20 protein-coding genes, 1 tRNA gene and 1 pseudogene are annotated in these 18,814 nt (G+C 39.8%); 20 read left to right on the top strand and 2 right to left on the bottom strand.

Annotation, left to right across the window (positions count from 1 at the left end; translation table 11 throughout):
- Positions 1 to 6 precede the first annotated feature (6 nt).
- Positions 7 to 1,458 carry an alpha-amylase gene (locus tag EL076_RS07470; RefSeq protein ID WP_126429900.1) on the bottom strand — a complete coding sequence of 484 codons (1,452 nt, stop codon included), beginning with the start codon at positions 1,456 to 1,458 and terminating at the stop codon, positions 7 to 9.
- A 220-nt stretch (positions 1,459 to 1,678) separates the two neighbouring features.
- Here EL076_RS07470 and folB point away from each other — a divergent pair, with 220 nt between their 5' ends.
- The 8 genes from folB (at position 1,679) to EL076_RS07430 (ending at position 8,638) form a co-directional block, all read left to right on the top strand.
- Positions 1,679 to 2,038, top strand: a complete 360-nt coding sequence (gene folB, locus EL076_RS07465; RefSeq protein ID WP_126429899.1) for a dihydroneopterin aldolase — start codon at positions 1,679 to 1,681, stop codon at positions 2,036 to 2,038.
- Positions 2,035 to 2,526, top strand: coding sequence for a 2-amino-4-hydroxy-6-hydroxymethyldihydropteridine diphosphokinase (folK, locus tag EL076_RS07460; protein ID WP_126429898.1), 492 nt, complete (start codon positions 2,035 to 2,037; stop codon positions 2,524 to 2,526). Before folB ends, folK begins: the two co-directional genes overlap by 4 nt.
- Before the next feature lie 189 nt (positions 2,527 to 2,715).
- Positions 2,716 to 3,618, top strand: coding sequence for a UDP-N-acetylmuramate dehydrogenase (gene murB / locus EL076_RS07455; RefSeq protein ID WP_003093707.1), 903 nt, complete (start codon positions 2,716 to 2,718; stop codon positions 3,616 to 3,618).
- 44 nt (positions 3,619 to 3,662) lie between these two features.
- Positions 3,663 to 4,817, top strand: a complete 1,155-nt coding sequence (locus EL076_RS07450) for an ABC transporter ATP-binding protein (RefSeq protein ID WP_126429897.1) — start codon at positions 3,663 to 3,665, stop codon at positions 4,815 to 4,817.
- Positions 4,801 to 5,595 carry an ABC transporter permease gene (locus EL076_RS07445; protein WP_003096477.1) on the top strand — a complete coding sequence of 265 codons (795 nt, stop codon included), beginning with the start codon at positions 4,801 to 4,803 and terminating at the stop codon, positions 5,593 to 5,595. Before EL076_RS07450 ends, EL076_RS07445 begins: the two co-directional genes overlap by 17 nt.
- Positions 5,592 to 6,371, top strand: a complete 780-nt coding sequence (locus EL076_RS07440) for an ABC transporter permease (protein ID WP_003094414.1) — start codon at positions 5,592 to 5,594, stop codon at positions 6,369 to 6,371. The genes EL076_RS07445 and EL076_RS07440 overlap by 4 nt, the downstream gene beginning before the upstream one ends.
- The gene (locus EL076_RS07435) at positions 6,364 to 7,431 is read left to right on the top strand and encodes an ABC transporter substrate-binding protein (protein ID WP_117647727.1); all 1,068 of its coding nucleotides are present in this window, start codon (positions 6,364 to 6,366) and stop codon (positions 7,429 to 7,431) included. The genes EL076_RS07440 and EL076_RS07435 overlap by 8 nt, the downstream gene beginning before the upstream one ends.
- Positions 7,432 to 7,738: 307 nt before the next feature.
- Positions 7,739 to 8,638 (top strand): SPFH domain-containing protein, encoded by a 900-nt coding sequence (locus tag EL076_RS07430; protein ID WP_002891518.1) that lies wholly within the window; start codon positions 7,739 to 7,741, stop codon positions 8,636 to 8,638.
- Between the two features lie 42 nt (positions 8,639 to 8,680).
- Here the strand turns inward: EL076_RS07430 and gloA are convergent, their stop codons facing one another.
- Positions 8,681 to 9,076, bottom strand: coding sequence for a lactoylglutathione lyase (gene gloA / locus EL076_RS07425; protein WP_002884456.1), 396 nt, complete (start codon positions 9,074 to 9,076; stop codon positions 8,681 to 8,683).
- A 115-nt stretch (positions 9,077 to 9,191) separates the two neighbouring features.
- Here gloA and EL076_RS07420 point away from each other — a divergent pair, with 115 nt between their 5' ends.
- The 12 genes and pseudogenes from EL076_RS07420 to gyrB all read left to right on the top strand — a co-directional run bounded on the left by EL076_RS07420 (position 9,192) and on the right by gyrB (position 18,728).
- Entirely contained in the window at positions 9,192 to 10,085 is an 894-nt protein-coding gene (locus EL076_RS07420; protein WP_048788504.1) for an ROK family protein, read from the top strand.
- Positions 10,086 to 10,238: 153 nt separating this feature from the next.
- A complete protein-coding gene (serC, locus tag EL076_RS07415; RefSeq protein ID WP_117647719.1) occupies positions 10,239 to 11,333 on the top strand; it encodes a 3-phosphoserine/phosphohydroxythreonine transaminase in 1,095 nt (364 codons plus the stop codon).
- Positions 11,334 to 11,345: 12 nt separating this feature from the next.
- Positions 11,346 to 11,903 (top strand): GNAT family N-acetyltransferase, encoded by a 558-nt coding sequence (locus tag EL076_RS07410; RefSeq protein WP_126429895.1) that lies wholly within the window; start codon positions 11,346 to 11,348, stop codon positions 11,901 to 11,903.
- Between the two features lie 18 nt (positions 11,904 to 11,921).
- The gene (locus tag EL076_RS07405; protein ID WP_126429894.1) at positions 11,922 to 13,100 is read left to right on the top strand and encodes a 3-phosphoglycerate dehydrogenase family protein; all 1,179 of its coding nucleotides are present in this window, start codon (positions 11,922 to 11,924) and stop codon (positions 13,098 to 13,100) included.
- A gap of 58 nt (positions 13,101 to 13,158) precedes the next feature.
- Complete coding sequence (locus EL076_RS07400) at positions 13,159 to 13,653, top strand: methylated-DNA--[protein]-cysteine S-methyltransferase (protein ID WP_126429891.1); 495 nt, start codon at positions 13,159 to 13,161, stop codon at positions 13,651 to 13,653.
- A gap of 34 nt (positions 13,654 to 13,687) precedes the next feature.
- Positions 13,688 to 14,041, top strand: a complete 354-nt coding sequence (locus EL076_RS07395; RefSeq protein ID WP_126429890.1) for an arsenate reductase family protein — start codon at positions 13,688 to 13,690, stop codon at positions 14,039 to 14,041.
- 57 nt (positions 14,042 to 14,098) lie between these two features.
- A tRNA-Thr gene (locus tag EL076_RS07390) sits at positions 14,099 to 14,169 on the top strand.
- Positions 14,170 to 14,382: 213 nt separating this feature from the next.
- Positions 14,383 to 14,811: pseudogene (gene tnpA, locus EL076_RS07385) on the top strand (IS200/IS605 family transposase).
- 255 nt (positions 14,812 to 15,066) lie between these two features.
- Positions 15,067 to 15,441 (top strand): CidA/LrgA family protein, encoded by a 375-nt coding sequence (locus tag EL076_RS07380; protein ID WP_126429889.1) that lies wholly within the window; start codon positions 15,067 to 15,069, stop codon positions 15,439 to 15,441.
- Positions 15,419 to 16,129: an LrgB family protein gene (locus EL076_RS07375; protein WP_220428504.1), complete on the top strand. Its 711-nt coding sequence runs from the start codon at positions 15,419 to 15,421 to the stop codon at positions 16,127 to 16,129. Before EL076_RS07380 ends, EL076_RS07375 begins: the two co-directional genes overlap by 23 nt.
- Positions 16,130 to 16,214: 85 nt before the next feature.
- A complete protein-coding gene (locus EL076_RS07370; protein ID WP_039976507.1) occupies positions 16,215 to 16,775 on the top strand; it encodes an HAD-IA family hydrolase in 561 nt (186 codons plus the stop codon).
- The gene (gene gyrB / locus EL076_RS07365; RefSeq protein ID WP_126429888.1) at positions 16,776 to 18,728 is read left to right on the top strand and encodes a DNA topoisomerase (ATP-hydrolyzing) subunit B; all 1,953 of its coding nucleotides are present in this window, start codon (positions 16,776 to 16,778) and stop codon (positions 18,726 to 18,728) included.
- Positions 18,729 to 18,814 lie beyond the last annotated feature (86 nt).

The following is an 18,814-nucleotide window of genomic DNA, read 5'->3' as shown; positions in this document are numbered from 1 at the left end:
TTTTTCTTAGTCTTGAATTGTCCAAACGCTGACAGATTTTTCAGAGACTGGGAAGTCTCCCCATCCGTCTTCGTCAATGATTACAGTGTCAGAGCAGTTCCCAAGAATATCATAGAAGGTTTGTCCAGCCCAATCACTTCCAATTTCCATAGATTTGTTGTTGGCAGCATCATTAGAAATCGTTACGGCTAATGGAGTACCGTCTTCATTACCAGAGCGTGTCCATCCGATACAGTTAGGGTCGTCAAAGTAGTCTGTTTGCTCTCCGTAAGCCAAATCTTTACGAGCGTAAAGTAAGGTGTCTAGGACATCTTTGAAACTTTCTTGAGCAAACTCACCATCAATACCATAGTAGTCACCATAAAATAGGCAAGGAAGACCGTCTTTACGAAGAAGGATAAGGGCATAGGCAGATGGTTTAAACCATTCTTCAACAGTAGATTCCAGGGCTTGTCCACGTTGGGTGTCATGATTGTCTACAAAGGTTACTGCATGTTCAGGGTGATTTTTGACTAAGCTATGATCGAAAATAGTCGTTAAATCATACTCGGCTCCTTCGAGGCTAGCATCGTATAAATTGTTATGAAGGCGAACATCCACAAGATCAAAGCGGTTTTCAGTTTTTTCGAGATAAGTATTATTATCCTCTTCCTTGGCATTCCAAAATTCACCAAAAACATAGAAATCTTGACCTTGTTTTTCTTTGACGTCGCGAATAAAATTACGCATAAAGAAAGAATCAATGTGTTTGATGGCATCCATTCGGAAACCTTGGACCCCAGTTGTTTCGACGAACCAGTCAGCCCATTCGTAAATATTTTCTATAACCTCAGGATGTTTATAATCTAGGTTGGCATACATAAGGTAGTCAAAGTTACCATTTTCATTGTCAACCAAGTCATTGTGTGCCCAGCCCTTGTTGTCACCTTGGATAAGATAAATACCATTTTTATTTCTTTTGGCATCGAAGTCAGTCCCATTAAAGTGGTACCAGTGCCATTCAAAGTCGTTGTAAGCTTTCTGACGTCCGTCAAAAGTGAAATGAGTCCAACCCTCGATTTCAAACGGTTCGCTGATTTCTTGGGTACGGTCCTCGGGGTCAACTTCTACCACATCAAAGGTTTCAAGTTTATCCGCGGCTGCCTTGTGGTTGAGCACAACATCGGCCATAGGGACGATACCAACATTTTTGAGTTGGTTGATGGCATTAAGGTATTCTTCCTTGAGACCATATTTGGTGCGTATGGTTCCTTTTTGGTCGAATTCCCCAAGGTCAAAGAGGTCATAGACTCCGTAACCAACATCATCTTTGTTAGTAGCTTTGAAAGCAGGTGGCATCCAAACATGGCTGATGCCAAGGTCTGCTAGATGTTGGGCATCATCAGCTAAGTTGTTCCAATGTTGGCCGTCACTTGGGAGATACCATTCAAAGTATTGCATTGCAGTTTGATTTGTCATAGTTTTTTCCTTATTAGTTGAGATAGTCTTAGTTTAGATATCAGGAGTTTTTTAAACTCCTGTGCCTTTATTTTACCAAATCAGAAGAATTACGCAATCGATTGTATTGTCGAAAAACAATAACTTCAGATTTGTCTAAAATATCATACTAATTAGATCCCAACTTTTCACCTTTTTTGTGTTAGAATAAAGATGAGTTTAGTCGTCTTAAGGAGAAGATATGGATAAAATCATTTTAAATGGTTGCCGTTTTTATGGCTATCACGGGGCTTTTGCTGAGGAGCAAACCCTAGGGCAAATTTTTGTGGTTGACCTGGAACTGGAAGTTGATTTGACCAGGGCTTCACAAAGTGACAATCTAGCAGATACAGTTCATTATGGTTTGGTTTTTGAAGCAGTACAGAAACAGGTGGAAGAAGAAAAGTATATTTTGATCGAGCGTTTAGCTGGTGCTATTTGTGAGGACTTGTTTAATCAATTTGCGCCAATCCAATCTGTTAAAATTAAAATTACTAAAGAAAACCCACCAATTAATGGGCACTATAGAAGTGTTGGAATTGAGTTGGAGCGCAGTCGATGACGAAAGTTTATTTAAGTTTGGGATCTAATATAGGAAATCGTCAAGGCTATCTTCAAAAAGCGGTTGAGAGCTTGAATCGATTGCCTGAGACGGAAGTTAAAGCAGTGTCCTCTTATTATGAGACGGCTGCTTGGGGATTAACAGATCAGGCTGATTTTTTGAATCTCGCTTTAGCACTTGACACTCAGTTGCCGGCCGAAACCTTACTAAGTTCTTGCCAGCAAATTGAAAAAAATCTTGACCGCGTTCGACATGAACACTGGGGCCCTCGGACTGTGGATATTGATATTCTTTTATATGGGCAGGAAACCTGGGGGACTGAACACCTTAAAGTGCCTCATCCTTTCATGACTCAAAGGGCCTTTGTTTTGGTTCCTCTGCTAGAAATTGCCGAGGATTTAGTTGAGCCTCAAACTGGTCAACCCTACGAAAAATATTTGAGTCAATTAGACACTAGTGATGTCCGCAAATTGGAGCAAGTGGACTAGTTTTTACTAAAATTCCTTGTCGTCAAGATGGGGATTTTTTGCTATAATTAATCTTGGCTTTTTGCTGTATTTTTCTTTTAATTTTTTGGAAAAAATACTAATTCATTTTTAGGTTGTGATAGTCATAAGGGGGAATTTTTCACAATACCTACAAAGAAATAAATGTATAGAAAAAGTATGGGAAATAACATGTTAGATGAACTTAAAGAAGACTTAGTGGGGATTGATATTCGTTTCGACGAACCCTTAAAAGGTTATACTTACACCAAGGTTGGAGGTCCAGCGGATTATTTGGCATTTCCACGTAACCGATATGAGCTCTCTCGTATTGTCAAATTTGCAAACAAGCACGACATTCCGTGGATGGTGCTTGGTAATGCCAGTAATTTGATTGTTCGTGACGGAGGTATCCGAGGTTTTGTGATTATGTTTGACAAGCTCAATGGTATCGCTGTTAATGGTTATCAAGTTGAAGCAGAAGCGGGAGCTAATTTGATTGCAACAACCAAGGTGGCCCGGTTCCAAAGTTTGACTGGTTTTGAATTTGCGGCGGGAATTCCAGGTAGTATTGGTGGTGCTGTCTTTATGAATGCGGGTGCCTATGGTGGCGAGATTGCACATATCTTGGTTTCTGCCCAGGTTCTTACAAAAGACGGTGAAATTCGTACGATTGATGCAAGAGATATGCGTTTTGGTTATCGTCGTTCGGTGCTCCAAGAAACAGGTGAAGTGGTTATTTCAGCAAAATTCAACCTCAAACCAGGAGACTACGAGCAAATCAAGAATGAGATGAACCGTCTTAATCACTTGCGAGAACTTAAACAACCTCTTGAATACCCATCATGTGGTTCGGTCTTCAAACGTCCGCTAGGTCATTTTGCAGGTCAGCTTATTATGGAAGCCAACCTCAAGGGACATCGTATCGGTGGTGTTGAGGTTTCAACTAAGCATGCCGGTTTCATGGTCAATGTCGATCAAGGAACAGCAAAAGACTATGAAGACCTTATTGCAGATGTTATCGCTAAGGTTAAGGAAAATTCAGGTGTGACACTAGAGCCTGAAGTTCGCATCATTGGCGACAAATTAAATTAATAATACTAATCCTATTTTTGTTATCCATGGAGGATTTATGACAATTGACTAATCCGATTATTGCCTTTCAGAACGTCTCGAAAGTATTTGAAGACAGTGGCACACAAGTTTTAAAAGACATCAACTTTGAACTGGAAGAAGGTAAGTTCTATACCCTACTTGGTGCTTCTGGTTCTGGTAAATCAACTATCTTGAACATCATTGCTGGTCTCTTGGATGCGACCAGTGGTGACGTTCTTTTGGATGGAAAGCGTATTAATGATATCCCTATCAATAAAAGGGATGTCCACACCGTTTTCCAATCTTATGCCCTCTTCCCACACATGAATGTCTCTGACAATGTGGCTTTTGCGCTTAAGTTAAAAAAAGTGCCTAAAAAGGAAATTGAAGAGCGTGTAAAAGAAGCCTTGAAAATGGTTCAACTAGATGGTTATCAAAAGCGCTCGATTCAAAAATTATCAGGTGGTCAACGCCAACGTGTGGCCATTGCCCGTGCGATTATCAATCAGCCACGTGTGGTCCTTTTGGATGAGCCCTTGTCAGCACTGGATTTGAAGTTACGTACTGAAATGCAATACGAGTTGCGTGAACTACAGCAACGTCTAGGGATTACTTTTGTCTTCGTCACTCACGACCAGGAAGAAGCATTGGCCATGTCAGACTGGATTTTTGTTATGAACGATGGTGAAATTGTTCAATCAGGAACGCCTGTTGATATCTATGACGAGCCTATCAACCATTTCGTTGCAACCTTTATCGGAGAATCTAATATCCTACCAGGAGTCATGATTGAGGACTATTTGGTTGAGTTCAACGGAAAACGTTTCGAATCTGTGGATGGAGGAATGCGTCCAAATGAACCTGTCGAAGTGGTTATCCGTCCTGAAGATTTACAAATCACGCTTCCTGAAGAAGGTAAACTGCAAGTTCGCGTGGAAACGCAGCTCTTCCGTGGGGTCCACTATGAAATCATTGCTTATGACAATCTTGGCAATGAATGGATGATTCATTCAACCCGTAAGGCGATTGAGGGTGAGATTATAGGTCTTGATTTTACGCCTGAGGATATTCATATCATGCGTCTTAATGAGACAGAAGAAGAGTTCGATGCACGTATTGAAGAATATGTGGAAGTGGAAGAACATGAAGATGGCTTGATTAATGCCATTGAGGAGGAGCGCTATGAAGAAAACAGCTAGCCTCTTCTCGGTACCTTACCTCCTTTGGCTCCTGCTCTTCGTGGTTGCTCCAGTGCTCATGCTACTCTATCAGTCTTTCTTTGATATCAGTGGCAACTTTACTTTGGACAATTATGGTACCTTCTTTTCCAGTTGGACTTACTTAAGGATGAGTTTTAACTCGGTTCTTTATGCAGCCATCATTACTCTGGTAACCCTTCTCATTTCTTATCCGACGGCATATCTTTTAACCAGACTAAAGCATAAGCAACTTTGGTTGATGTTGGTCATTTTACCAACCTGGGTCAATCTCCTTCTGAAAGCCTATGCTTTTATGGGGATTTTTGGTCAACAGGGGGGCATCAATGCCTTTCTTGGTTTCTTTGGGATTGCCCCTATGCAAATTCTCTTTACGGATTTCTCTTTCATTTTTGTAGCCAGTTACATTGAAATTCCATTTATGATTCTACCAATTTTTAATGCTCTGGATGATTTGGATGAGAATATTGTCAATGCAAGTAAGGATTTAGGAGCTAATGATTGGCAGACCTTTACCAAGGTTATCTTTCCTTTGTCGCTTAATGGGGTACGCTCGGGTGTACAATCGGTCTTCATTCCTAGTCTTAGCCTCTTCATGCTAACACGTTTGATTGGTGGGAACCGAGTTATTACACTAGGAACGGCTATCGAACAGCATTTCCTCACAACACAAAACTGGGGAATGGGGGCAACTATTGGTGTTGTTCTTATTGCTGCTATGATTGCGACAATGTGGTTAACAAGGGAGAGACGTCAATGAAAAAATTTGCAAATCTCTATTTAGCTTTTGTCTTTGTTATCCTTTACCTGCCAATCTTTTATTTAATCGCCTATTCTTTCAACAGTGGTAGTGATATGAATAGTTTCACAGGTTTTACTCTGGATAACTACCAGAGCATGTTTTCAGATAGCCGTCTTATGTTAATTCTGGTTCAAACCTTCTTTTTAGCTTTCCTTAGCGCTCTTCTGGCGACGATTATTGGTACCTTTGGGTCAATTTTTATTTATGAGATCAAACAGAAGCAACAGACTGGAATCTTATCCCTAAATAACGTGCTAATGGTTGCACCGGACGTTATGATTGGTGCGAGTTTCTTGATTCTCTTTACCTTGATTGGTTTCCAACTTGGCTTTGTATCAGTTTTGTTGAGTCATATTGCCTTCTCAATCCCAATCGTGGTTCTCATGGTTTTGCCACGCCTTAAGGAAATGAATCGAGACATGGTGCATGCAGCTTATGACCTGGGGGCCACCCAATGGCAGATGTTACGTGAGGTTATGTTGCCATACTTGACACCTGGTATTATCGCTGGTTATTTCATGGCCTTTACCTATTCTTTGGATGACTTTGCAGTAACCTTCTTTGTAACGGGTAATGGTTTTTCAACACTTGCTGTGGAAATTTACTCACGTGCTCGCAAAGGTATTTCCTTAGAAATCAATGCTCTATCAACGGTTGTCTTCCTGTTCTCTATTCTTCTAGTCATTGGATATTATATGATTACTCAGGAGAGAAAGGAGAAGCATGATGCGTAAGCTCTATCAATTTCTGGCAGGGATTTTAGCAATTATTTTCTTCCTTTGGGGAATTTCTGCCTACATGCAAAGTCGCACCGGAAATGCTTCGGACAAACTTGTTATTTATAACTGGGGTGACTATATTGACCCTGATCTCTTGACCAAGTTCACTAAAGAAACAGGAATCAAGGTCCAGTATGAAACATTTGATTCTAACGAAGCTATGTATACTAAAATTAAGCAAGGTGGTACGACTTACGACATTGCTGTACCTTCAGACTATACCATTGATAAGATGGTCAAGGAAGACCTTTTGGTGAAGTTGGATAAATCTAAAATCCATGGCTTTGATCAGATTGGCTCAAGTTTTAAGGGGCTTAGTTTCGATCCCAATAATGACTATTCTATCCCTTATTTCTGGGGAACAGTCGGCATTGTTTATAATACAAAATTGGTGAAAAAAGCACCACAGCACTGGGATGATCTTTGGTCACCCGAATACAGAAACCAGATTATGCTGGTCGATGGCGCGCGAGAAGTTATTGGTCTTTCTCTCAATAGCTTGGGCTACAGTTTGAATACCAAGAACATGACTGAATTACGTTTGGCTGAAACTAAACTTAATAGTCTAACACCAAATATCAAGGCTATTGTTGGTGACGAGATGAAGGGCTACATGATTCAAGGTGATGCAGCTATTGGAGTAACCTTCTCAGGGGAAGCCAGTGAGATGCTTGATAAAAATGAGGATCTTCGTTATGTTGTTCCATCTGAAGGCTCAAATCTATGGTTTGATAATCTGGTCATTCCTAAAACAGTGAAGCATGAAAAAGAAGCTTATGCTTTTATCAACTTCATGCTTAAACCGGAAAATGCAGCACAAAATGCTGAATATATTGGTTATGCCACACCTAATGAGGCAGCCAAAGCCTTACTTCCAAAGAGTATTACTGATGATAAGGCCTTTTACCCATCAGAATCAACCATTAAAAACCTTGAAGTCTATAATAACCTAGGTCAAAAGTGGCTAGGAATCTATAACGATATTTACCTTCAAGTTAAGATGTATCGTAAATAAGTTTTTTGAGGCCTAAGTTTCAGATGCAATCTAAAACGGTTCTTCAAACGATTTTATTTTAAAATTACGGAGAGACTGAAACGCAATAGTTTCAGTCTTTTTCTTACATCGAAAAGTCTCGCCTGTTGCGTACAAGTCTCTCGATTAACAAGAGTTTCCAAGATTTCAGAAGTGCTGACACATAAGAGTTTAAGAAAGTGTCTACTTTACACTATTCTGAACAAACCATGCTATTTTTCTTGAACAACTGTATTACTGTGCTATAATAAAGCAAAGAAATTTTTATGTTTATTTTGGAGGACTTAACATGCAAGCAGCATTTCTCTTTTTACTGATTTCATTCTTGATTATCTTGGGAATTCTCATCAGTATGCTTTATGTCGTACGTCAACAGTCAGTAGCTATCGTTGAACGTTTTGGACGCTATCAAAAAATCGCAACGAGTGGTATCCATATGCGTTTGCCATTTGGTATCGATAAAATTGCAGCCCGTATTCAACTACGTTTGCTTCAAAGTGAGATTGTGGTTGAAACTAAGACAAAGGACAATGTCTTTGTCATGATGAATGTGGCTACTCAATATCGTGTTAATGAGCAAAATGTTACAGATGCTTACTATAAACTCATGCGTCCGGAAGCTCAAATTAAATCATACATTGAGGATGCTCTCCGTTCATCAGTTCCTAAATTGACGCTTGATGAGCTTTTTGAGAAGAAGGATGAAATTGCCCTTGAGGTTCAACACCAAGTAGCAGAAGAAATGACCACTTATGGTTATATCATTGTTAAGACCTTGATTACCAAAGTTGAACCAGATGCTGAAGTTAAGCAGTCTATGAACGAAATCAATGCTGCTCAACGTAAGCGTGTGGCAGCCCAAGAATTGGCAGAAGCAGATAAGATTAAGATTGTCACAGCAGCTGAAGCCGAAGCTGAAAAAGATCGTCTTCATGGTGTTGGTATTGCTCAACAACGTAAAGCTATCGTTGATGGTTTGGCTGAATCTATTGCAGAACTTAAAGAGGCTAATGTGGGTATGTCTGAAGAGCAGATTATGTCTATTCTCTTGACCAACCAATATCTAGATACCCTTAATACTTTTGCAGCTAAAGGTAATCAAACCTTATTCCTACCAAATAATCCAAACGGTGTGGATGATATTCGTACCCAAATTTTGTCAGCTTTGAAGGCAGATAATAAAAATTAAGCACAAAAATAAGCCAGATCTATACGATCTGACTTTTTTGTTTTATTTTTCTAGGAATTGTGTCAAACGGATAACTTCAATCTTATAGCCATCTGGATCAGTGATGAAGTAGTACATTTTTGGTTTACCAGGAAGACCTGAGAGGTCTGTAACAGTGTATCCAGCCTCTTTGTGAGCTTGGTGTGTAGCTTCTAAATCATCGACACCAACAGCGATATGACCGTATCCATCTCCTAAATCATAGGCTTCGTGGTCATAATTGTAGGTTAATTCCAACTCGTAATCAGGATCATCTTCGAGTTGCAAGTAGACAAGGGTGAACTTATATTCTGGAAAATCATTGCGACGAGCTTCTTTGAAACCAAGTGCTTCTTTATAAAATTTAAGTGAGGCTTCTAGGTCCTTGACACGGACACAAGTGTGTAGAAATTTAGTCATGTGAGATACTCCTTTTATCTAATTCTGTAAGTTTATGATAGCATTTTGGAACCGTTTTTTCTACTATTGGCTCTTTTATGCTATAATGACGAAAAACAATCTGTGGAGTATGCTTATGACAATTTTAGCGATTGATTTTGGGGGAACACAGGTGAAGTCGGCACTTGTTTCAGAGCAGTTTACCATTGAAAAGAGTCTGCCGACGCAGTCATCTCCACAAACCTTAGAACAAGCTATTGATATGATTGATCAGATAGTTACTTCAGTTGAAGCAGCCCTATCAGGTATAGCTATTAGTGTTCCTGGAACTGTTGATACTGAGGAGGGTGTGATTTATCACGGCGGTTTGTTGAGATTCTTTCATGGTTTTCGTGTCAAAGCAGCCCTGCAAGCCAAGTATCATTTGCCAGTAGCTGCTCTTAATGATGGAAAAGCAGTCGCCTTGGCAGAGCTAGCTACAGGTCATTTGCAAGGAGTGACCAATGGTGCAGCCCTTGTTTTGGGTTCAGGTCTAGGTGGTGGATTTATTATTAATAGTAAACTTTTTCAAGGAAGTCACTTTCAAGCGGGTGAGTTGACCTTTCTGTTACCAGTTCAAATGGAAAAAGTGGATTCTTCATTGATGCGAGGCATGACTTTGTCGGCTGTCGGTTTAATCACCAAGGTAAATGAAGTGCTAGGTAATTCAGATTTAAAGGATGGTTTAGCCGCATTTAAGGCCATAAATGCAGGAGATAAAACAGTCTATCCACTTTTTGAAAGCTATTGCCGTAACTTAGCCATTACCATATTGAATCTTCAAACCATTTTTGATATGGAAACCTTTGTTATTGGAGGTGGTATTTCAGCCCAGCCTATTCTTATCGAGGAGGTCAATCGCCAGTTTGATAAGGTTCACCATGAGATTGACTTTATTGGTAAAATCATTAAACGTCCGAAGATTGTGGCCTGTTATCATCATAATGGAGCAAATCTAATTGGTGCAGCCTATTTTCTTAAGCAAGGATAACGGATAGTAAATTCGATTACTTGCAAAAATATACATAAAATACCTAACTTTTTTGTGACGAGCGGGCAATTCCGTTCGTTTTTTACTATTAACACTTTACAATATTCAGAAAATTCGCTATAATGGGACCATTAAAATTTTGGAGGTGTCTTTATGACAATTTATAATTTCTCAGCAGGACCTGCTACATTACCAAAACCTGTGCTCGAAAAAGCACAAGCTGAATTGCTTAACTATCAAGATTCCGGTATGTCCGTGCTAGAAATGTCCCACCGTTCTCCAGAATTTGACAAAATCGTTAAAGATGCGGAAGTGACACTTCGCGAGCTTATGGCCATTCCTGATAACTATAAGGTTATTTTCTTGCAAGGGGGCGCTTCAACGCAATTCACAATGGTTCCACTGAACCTTGCTCAAGGTAAGAAAGCTTACTACCTTGTGGGAGGGTCATGGGGTAAAAAAGCTTATACAGAAGCTGTTAAACTTTCAAAAACTATTCCTTTTGAACCAATTCTTTTGGCGTCATCTGAGGATACTGTTTACGATCATATTCCAAGTTTTGATCCTTCAACGATTGATCCAGAAGCCGCTTATGTTCACTTGACTACCAATAATACAATTGAGGGAACATCTATCTATGATTTGCCTGATACTAATGGTGTGCCAATTGTAGCAGATATGTCTTCAAATATCTTAGCAGCTCGCTATAATGTTGAGGATTTTGCTCTTATCTATGCTGGTGCTCAGAAAAATATTGGGCCTGCTGGTGTAACAGTGGTTATCGTCCGTGAAGACTTCCTTAACGACCAACCACAATTGTCTGCTATGTTGGATTATCGTATTCAAGCTGAAGCAGGATCACTTTACAATACACCACCATGTTTCAACATCTATATTTCAAAACTCGTCTTTGACTGGGTTAAAAATGAAATTGGTGGCGTAGACAAGATGGCTGAAATTCAACGCGAAAAATCTGGTCTTCTCTACAATTACATTGAATCATCTGATTTCTACACAAACCCTGTCAAATATGAAAAGGATCGTTCTGTCTGCAACATTCCATTTGTTACACCAAGTAAAGAGTTGGATACTAAGTTTGTAGCAGAAGCAGATGCTCTTGGTTTCAAGAATATCAAAGGACACCGTTCTGTAGGTGGTATGCGTGCTAGTGTTTATAATGCTTTCCCACGTCAGGGTGTACTTGACTTGATTGACTTTATGAAGAAATTTGAAGCCGAAAATAAATAATTAGGTAAAGAGATGGAAATTAGACAAGCCTTCCCAAATGAAATTGGGGCTATCATGACTGTGATTGAGAGTGCTAGAACTGCTTTAGCAGAAGCAGGTAGTCCCCAATGGCAAGGGGCTGATGGTTACCCTACTGAAGAAACCATCTTTGATGATGTTCTTAAAGGACAGGCCTATGTCGGTATCATTGATGGTAAAGTTGTTTCTTATGCTGCGGTGGTTACTGATGGAGACCCTGCTTACGACAAAATCTATGATGGAGACTGGAAGCATCATAATAAGCGCTACATTACCTTCCATAGGATTGCCGTTTTGACTGAGGTTACAGGTCAAAGGGTCGCTCAAACATTTATTCAAGGTCTTATTGAGGGAACTGACGCTCATGATTTTCGTTGCGACACGCATGAAAAGAATCTTGTCATGCAGCATATTTTGGAGAAACTTGGCTATGTCTATTGTGGTAAGGTTCCTATTGATGGTGAACGACTTGCCTATCAGAAAATCAAAACCAAGAGGGAGAAGGCTTTTTATCAAGAAGTTGATGAAGCTACTCACCACGGGATTCATTAATTTAAGAGGAATAAAATTATGGTATTTAGCGTAAAAACATATAATAATATTAACCAAATTGGTTTGAAGGAACTTGGAAATCATTTCCAAATTGATGGTGATTTAGCGGAAAATCCAGATGCTTACATTATTCGTAGTCAAAATCTCCATGATACAGTTTTCCCTGAAAATTTGAAAGCTATTGCGCGTGCCGGTGCTGGGACTAATAATATCCCAGTGGATGAAGCAACTGAAAAAGGAATTGTTGTCTTCAATACTCCAGGAGCTAATGCTAATGCAGTTAAAGAAGCTGTCTTAGCTTCTATCTTGCTTTCAGCACGTGATTATATTGCGGCCAATGCTTGGGTTAACAAACTTAGCGGTGACGATGTGTCTAAACAAATCGAAGCAGGTAAGAAGCAGTTTGCGGGTAGCGAGATTGCTGGTAAGACACTGGGTGTTATCGGCCTAGGTGCCATTGGTGCGCGTATTGCTAACGATGCCTACCGTTTGGGGATGAAGGTCTATGGCTACGACCCATATGTTTCTATTGAAGCAGCTTGGAATATTTCTCACCACGTTAAGCGTGTTTCTGATCTCAAAGAAATCTTTGAAAACTGTGATTATATCACTGTTCACGTTCCATTGACACCTGATACGAAAGGTACTTTCAATGCAGATGCCTTTAGCCTTATGCAAAAAGGAACAACAATCATCAACTTTGCCCGTGCAGAATTAGTAGAGAATGATGCGCTCTTTGATGCTTTGGAAACAGGTGTAGTAAAACGTTACATCACTGACTTTGGGACAGAAGAACTACTTAATAAGCCTAATGTGACAGTCTTTCCACATGTTGGTGGTTCAACGGGTGAAGCAGAACTTAACTGTGCTATTATGGCTGGTCAAACCATCCGTCGCTTCATGGAAACAGGTGAAATTGTCAATTCTGTTAACTTCCCACGTGTACAACAGGTTTTGAGTGCTCCATATCGTATCACTTTGATTAATAAAAACGTGCCTAACATTGTGGCCCGTATTTCAACAGCGGTCTCTGATTTTAATATCAATATTGATAATATCATTAACCGTTCAAAGGGAGAGTATGCTTATACCCTTCTTGACCTTGATGAGACAGACAAGTCTAAGATTGATGAATTGGTCGCTAAGTTTGAGGCCAGCGACAATATCGTACGAGTACGTTTGATTAAAGGTAAATAATTCAGAAATAAGCTGACAGGAACAAGGTTTTCCTGTCTTTTTTTGTTATAATGAACTTATGTATTATCGTCAGTATTATGTATCCCCTATTGGTCGCCTGTCCTTGGTGGCTGGTGAAGAAGTCCTCTATGGTATATGGTTAAAAGGACAAAATCATTTTCAGTCTGGTTTTAAGGAAGAGGAGTTAGCGGACACCTCAAATCCTATTTTAGAAGTGACCAAGAAGTGGTTGCAGGCTTATTTTAAAGGTGAGAATCCAAGTCCAGATGACCTTCCTTTAGCTGAACGAGGAACAGCTTTCCAACAAAGAGTTTGGTTGGCTTTAAGTGAAATTCCTATGGGGCAAATCAGAACCTATGGTCAGATTGGTAAGGCAACTTCTTGTCAATCCGCACAGGCTGTAGGAACTGCTGTTGGTAAGAATCCTTGGTTGATTCTCGTCCCCTGTCATCGGGTTCTTCCTAGTAGTGGTCGTATAGGAAAATATGCAGCAGGAGAAGAAGCCAAGCGTTTCTTACTTCAGTTAGAAGGCATTAGGTTTGACCATCCTTAGACAGATGTCTTATGCTAGAAAAAAGGAGAAAAACATGTACACTTTTTATGAATATCCAAAATGCAGCACTTGTCGTAAGGCAAAGGCGGAACTCAATCAATTAGGTTTAGATTTTGAATCTATTAATATTAAGGAAAACCCACCTTCGGCTCAATTTTTAAAAGAACTTTTGGCGGGGTCAGATTTAGAACTCAAGAAATTCTTTAATACGAGTGGACAATCCTACCGTTCTTTAGGTTTAAAAGATAAGCTACCAACATTGTCTCTTGATGAAGCTATTGATCTCTTGGCCTCAGATGGGATGTTGATAAAACGTCCTATCTTGATTAAAGATGGTAAGGTTTTACAGGTTGGTTACCGCACCCCTTACCAAGACTTAAATTTATAAATAATAAGCAAAAAATCTTGCCACAGTAAATAGAAGTATGGTAAGATTAAAACAGTTGCCGCTATAGTTAAATGGTATAATAGAGCAATGGTAATGCTCCGTTCCGAGTTCAATTCTCGGTGGTGGCATCTGTGAATGAATCCAGCCTCAGGGTTGGATTTTTTTGTTTTACGAAAACCACTAGCTGTGCTAGTGGTTCCGAAAAGCTTTTAGCGATGTATCAAAAAAGTCCCCCCCTAAAGTGTTATATTAGATAAGGTTTCTCGATCACTAATTAATATATTAAAGGAGGATTTTTGTTGAGACAGAATAATAGTTTAGCACATACTACATGGAATTCTATGTATCATATTGAGTTCGCACTCAAATATTGACGTCAGATAATTTATGGGAAATACAAAGCAAGTATTGGTCAAATCTTACGGTTATTATGTGAAAGAAAAGGCGTTGAAATTCATGAAGCAGAAGCTTGCCCAGATCATATTCACATGTTGGTGAGTATACCACCGAAGCTAAGTATTTCCTCATTTATGGGATATTTAAAGGGCAAAAGTAGTTTAATGATATTTGATCGACACGCTAATTTAAAGTATAAATATGGGAATCGCAAATTTTGGTGTCGAGGGTTTTATGTTGATACGGTTGGGCAAAATCAGAAGCGAATTGAAGAATATATTCGTAATCACTTACAAGAAGACGTGATAGCAGATCAGCTAAGTCTATTTGAGGAGTATGATCCGTTTACAGGTGATAAGAATAAAAGAAAGTAGTCTTAAAGAGACCCGCTAGACGGGTCAGCTAGAAAAGGTGGTGCTGAAGGGAAACCATTCGGTAGGCCTTTAGGCCTCGGCCAGTAGCAGAGGCTTTCAGCCGAAGAGCAAGCCACCCGTTCTCACGGGTGGTTTTGACTATATTCAAAGAGGCTGATTTATGCCTCTCAATTTTTCAAAAGTATTTACTGAAAACTCTTGAAATTCAAAAAAAAAGGAGTAGACTAATAGGTGATTAAACCTAGGAGGCAACTCGTGAAATACTACGTTCAATTCATGTTGATTTGTTTGTTTGCCGTGATTGGCGAAGCGCTTTCAACCTTTTTTAAATTACCTGTACCTGGAAGTATCATTGGCTTATTCTTACTTCTGATTGCTCTACAGCTTAAGTGGATTCGTCTACGTCATATTCATGCAGTAGCAGAGTTTTTAATTGCCAATATGACTATTCTATTTTTGCCAGCAGGTGTCGGTATTATGGAACGATGGAATGCTATTTCAGCGAATATTGTCCCTATTATTTTGATTATTATGGGAGCCTTGGTTCTTAATATTGTAGTGATTGCAGTAGTTGTCGTCTTTATCAAAAAACACTTTGAAGGCGATTATGAGGAGGTTAATCGTGGCTAATTTTTTTAACACACCTTTGTTTGGGCTAACACTTTCTGTACTAGCTTACACAATAGGACTTTTGATTTATCGCCGTTTTCCTAATCCTTTGACAACGCCTCTTCTTGTATCGACTGCCTTGATTATCGTCATTTTGCACTATACAGGTATTTCCTACAAGGATTACTATGTAGGTGGCTCTTATCTTAACAGTTTGATTATTCCTTCAACCGTCGCGCTAGCAGTTCCTTTTTATAAAAATCTACACCTCATGCGTCATCACTATAAGAGTATCTTGATTGGGTCAACAGTTGCCTGTGTTCTTAACACTACTTATACCGCTTTGATTGCTAAGCTTTTTGGTATGGATTATTTCCTTGCTATCTCACTCTTTCCTAAGTCTGTGACGACTGCCATGGCTGTAGGAATTTCGGAAAAAATGCAGGGGATTACGACAGTTACTCTGGTTGTAGTTGTTATTACGGGTATTTTAACCTCAGTTTTAGGTCCTGTCTTTTTAAAGATGATTGGTATTAAAGATCCAGTCGCTATTGGTCTTTCCCTAGGAGGAACTGGGCATGCCGTTGGTACTGGAACTGCCTTCAGATATGGTCAGGTTGCAGGTGCCATGGGTGGTCTATCAATCGCTGTAACAGGGATTTTATATGTCTTTATTAGTCCTATTGTGGCTAGTTTAATTCTGAGATAAAAAATTAAGGTTTGGATAGGTTTTCCAAGCCTTTTTAGCTATGAAAAACAAGCAAAATCTGACCTTTTATGCTATAATTAAGATTATGAATTATGGAGATTATATCTGGGATTTAGGTGGTACCTTGTTGGATAATTACCAGGTATCAAGCCAAGCCTTTCTAGCAACTTTAGAACAATTTGAGCGTACAGCAGAATTTCAAGCAGTCTATGATGCCCTTAAGGTGTCAACCAGTACTGCCATTGCCATGTTTGCGCCTGATATAACTGATTTTCGAACCCTATATAAGCAAGAGGAAGCCAAACATTTACAAGAACCTGTGCTTTTTGAAGGTGCTAAGGATGTCCTTGCTAAGATTGTGGCTGAGGGCGGACGTAATTTCTTGGTTAGCCACCGTAATTATTTGGTGCTAGATATCCTTGATAGAGCAGAGATTGCTCATTATTTTACAGAGGTTGTAACTTCTGAAAATGGTTTTGCTAGAAAACCTAGTCCAGATAGTTTTCTTTATTTAATTAAAAAATACGATATTAAACATGGCTTGGTCATTGGTGACCGCCAGATAGACATAGAGGCTGGAGGAGCAGCGGGTTTGGATACCTTGTTTGTTGATGGCCATAAATCATTATTGGAGATTGTGACATAGATGACTGATGAATTAAAAAATCTTGAAGAAAAAGCGCAAGAATATGATGCCAGCCAGATTCAGGTCTTAGAGGGACTTGAAGCGGTACGTATGCGCCCCGGAATGTATATTGGATCCACCTCAAAAGAAGGCTTGCATCACTTGGTATGGGAGATTGTCGATAACTCAATCGATGAGGCCTTAGCAGGATTCGCCACACATATCAAAGTTTTTATTGAACCTGATAATTCTATCACGGTTGTTGATGATGGTCGTGGTATCCCAGTCGATATCCAAGAAAAAACTGGCCGTCCTGCGGTAGAAACTGTCTTTACAGTACTTCACGCTGGTGGTAAATTCGGCGGAGGCGGTTATAAGGTCTCTGGTGGTTTGCACGGGGTTGGTTCTTCGGTCGTTAATGCCCTCTCAACACAACTTGATGTTAAGGTTTATAAAAATGGCTATATCCACTTCCAAGAGTATAAACGTGGGGTAGTGGTAGCAGATTTAGCAGTAATTGGTGAAACAGAGAAACATGGTACGACTGTTCACTTTACGCCAGACCCAGAGATTTTCCAAGAGACAACGGAGTTTGACTTTGGAAAGTTAGCTAAACGTATCCAAGAATTAGCCTTTCTGAACAAGGGGCTCCGTATCTCTATCACTGATAAGCGTGAAGGTCTTGAACAAGAGAAACATTATCACTATGAGGGTGGAATCACATCTTATGTGAAGTACATCAATGAAAACAAAGACGTTATCTTTGACGAGCCTATCTACACAGATGGTGAGATGGATGGCATTTCAGTCGAAGTTGCTATGCAGTATACGACCGGCTACCATGAAACGGTGATGAGTTTTGCCAATAATATCCACACTCATGAAGGTGGTACTCATGAACAAGGTTTCCGTACGGCTCTTACTCGTGTTATCAATGATTATGCACGTCAGAATAAGATTCTCAAAGAAAAAGATGATAATCTGACCGGTGATGATGTTCGTGAAGGCTTGACTGCTATCATCTCTGTCAAGCATCCAAACCCACAGTTTGAAGGGCAAACCAAGACCAAACTTGGAAACTCAGAAGTGGTTAAGATTACTAATCGTCTCTTCAGTGAAGCCTTAAGTCGCTTTCTCTTGGAAAATCCTGCTATTGCTAAAAAGATTGTTGAAAAAGGAATTCTGGCTTCTAAGGCCCGTATCGCCGCTAAGCGTGCTCGTGAAGTGACACGTAAGAAGTCAGGTCTTGAAATTTCAAACCTTCCAGGGAAGTTGGCAGATTGTTCATCGAATAATGCTGAAATGAATGAACTTTTCATTGTCGAAGGGGACTCAGCCGGTGGATCTGCTAAATCAGGTCGTAACCGTGAATTCCAAGCTATTCTCCCAATTCGAGGTAAGATTTTGAACGTTGAAAAGGCTAGCATGGATAAGATTCTAGCCAACGAAGAGATTCGTTCTCTCTTCACAGCTATGGGAACTGGTTTTGGATCAGAATTTGATGTCAGCAAGGCTCGTTACCACAAGTTGGTAATCATGACTGATGCCGATGTCGATGGGGCCCACATCCGTACTTTGCTTCTGACTTTGATTTACCGCTTTATGCGTCCAGTCTTGGAAGCAGGCTATGTCTACATTGCTCAACCACCAATTTATGGGGTTAAGGTTGGTTCTGAGATTAAAGAATACATCCAACCTGGTGCAAATCAAGAAGAAAAATTGCGTGTAGCTCTTGAAAATTACAGTGTGGGACGTTCAAAACCTACGGTTCAACGTTATAAAGGTCTAGGTGAAATGGATGACCACCAACTTTGGGAAACAACCATGGACCCTGAAAATCGTTTGATGGCACGTGTTTCTGTGGATGATGCTGCAGAGGCCGATAAGATTTTCGATATGTTGATGGGAGACAAGGTTGAACCTCGCCGCGAATTTATCGAAGAAAATGCCGTTTACAGTACTCTGGATATCTAATATTCTTTTAGAAAAAGGTGCAATGCTAGGATAACTATGATATAATCGTAATGTTATTCTACATTTATGAACATAATAGACGATTA

The organism is Streptococcus vestibularis (assembly GCF_900636445.1).
Lineage (GTDB): Bacteria > Bacillota > Bacilli > Lactobacillales > Streptococcaceae > Streptococcus > Streptococcus vestibularis.
The sequence above is the reverse complement of the archived record's forward strand: the minus strand, read 5'-3'. Positions and strand labels throughout refer to the sequence as shown.

Coding starts and splice junctions, on each gene's coding strand:
- EL076_RS07410 (WP_126429895.1), top strand. CDS start 11,346: ATGGAAATTAGACAAGCCTTCCCAAATGAAATTGGGGCTATCATGACT.
- EL076_RS07440 (WP_003094414.1), top strand. CDS start 5,592: ATGAAAAAATTTGCAAATCTCTATTTAGCTTTTGTCTTTGTTATCCTT.
- murB (WP_003093707.1), top strand. CDS start 2,716: ATGTTAGATGAACTTAAAGAAGACTTAGTGGGGATTGATATTCGTTTC.
- gyrB (WP_126429888.1), top strand. CDS start 16,776: ATGACTGATGAATTAAAAAATCTTGAAGAAAAAGCGCAAGAATATGAT.
- EL076_RS07420 (WP_048788504.1), top strand. CDS start 9,192: ATGACAATTTTAGCGATTGATTTTGGGGGAACACAGGTGAAGTCGGCA.
- EL076_RS07405 (WP_126429894.1), top strand. CDS start 11,922: ATGGTATTTAGCGTAAAAACATATAATAATATTAACCAAATTGGTTTG.
- EL076_RS07445 (WP_003096477.1), top strand. CDS start 4,801: ATGAAGAAAACAGCTAGCCTCTTCTCGGTACCTTACCTCCTTTGGCTC.
- folK (WP_126429898.1), top strand. CDS start 2,035: ATGACGAAAGTTTATTTAAGTTTGGGATCTAATATAGGAAATCGTCAA.
- EL076_RS07375 (WP_220428504.1), top strand. CDS start 15,419: ATGAGGAGGTTAATCGTGGCTAATTTTTTTAACACACCTTTGTTTGGG.
- EL076_RS07395 (WP_126429890.1), top strand. CDS start 13,688: ATGTACACTTTTTATGAATATCCAAAATGCAGCACTTGTCGTAAGGCA.
- serC (WP_117647719.1), top strand. CDS start 10,239: ATGACAATTTATAATTTCTCAGCAGGACCTGCTACATTACCAAAACCT.
- EL076_RS07370 (WP_039976507.1), top strand. CDS start 16,215: ATGAATTATGGAGATTATATCTGGGATTTAGGTGGTACCTTGTTGGAT.
- gloA (WP_002884456.1), bottom strand. CDS start 9,076: ATGACTAAATTTCTACACACTTGTGTCCGTGTCAAGGACCTAGAAGCC.
- folB (WP_126429899.1), top strand. CDS start 1,679: ATGGATAAAATCATTTTAAATGGTTGCCGTTTTTATGGCTATCACGGG.
- EL076_RS07435 (WP_117647727.1), top strand. CDS start 6,364: ATGCGTAAGCTCTATCAATTTCTGGCAGGGATTTTAGCAATTATTTTC.
- EL076_RS07470 (WP_126429900.1), bottom strand. CDS start 1,458: ATGACAAATCAAACTGCAATGCAATACTTTGAATGGTATCTCCCAAGT.
- EL076_RS07430 (WP_002891518.1), top strand. CDS start 7,739: ATGCAAGCAGCATTTCTCTTTTTACTGATTTCATTCTTGATTATCTTG.
- EL076_RS07400 (WP_126429891.1), top strand. CDS start 13,159: ATGTATTATCGTCAGTATTATGTATCCCCTATTGGTCGCCTGTCCTTG.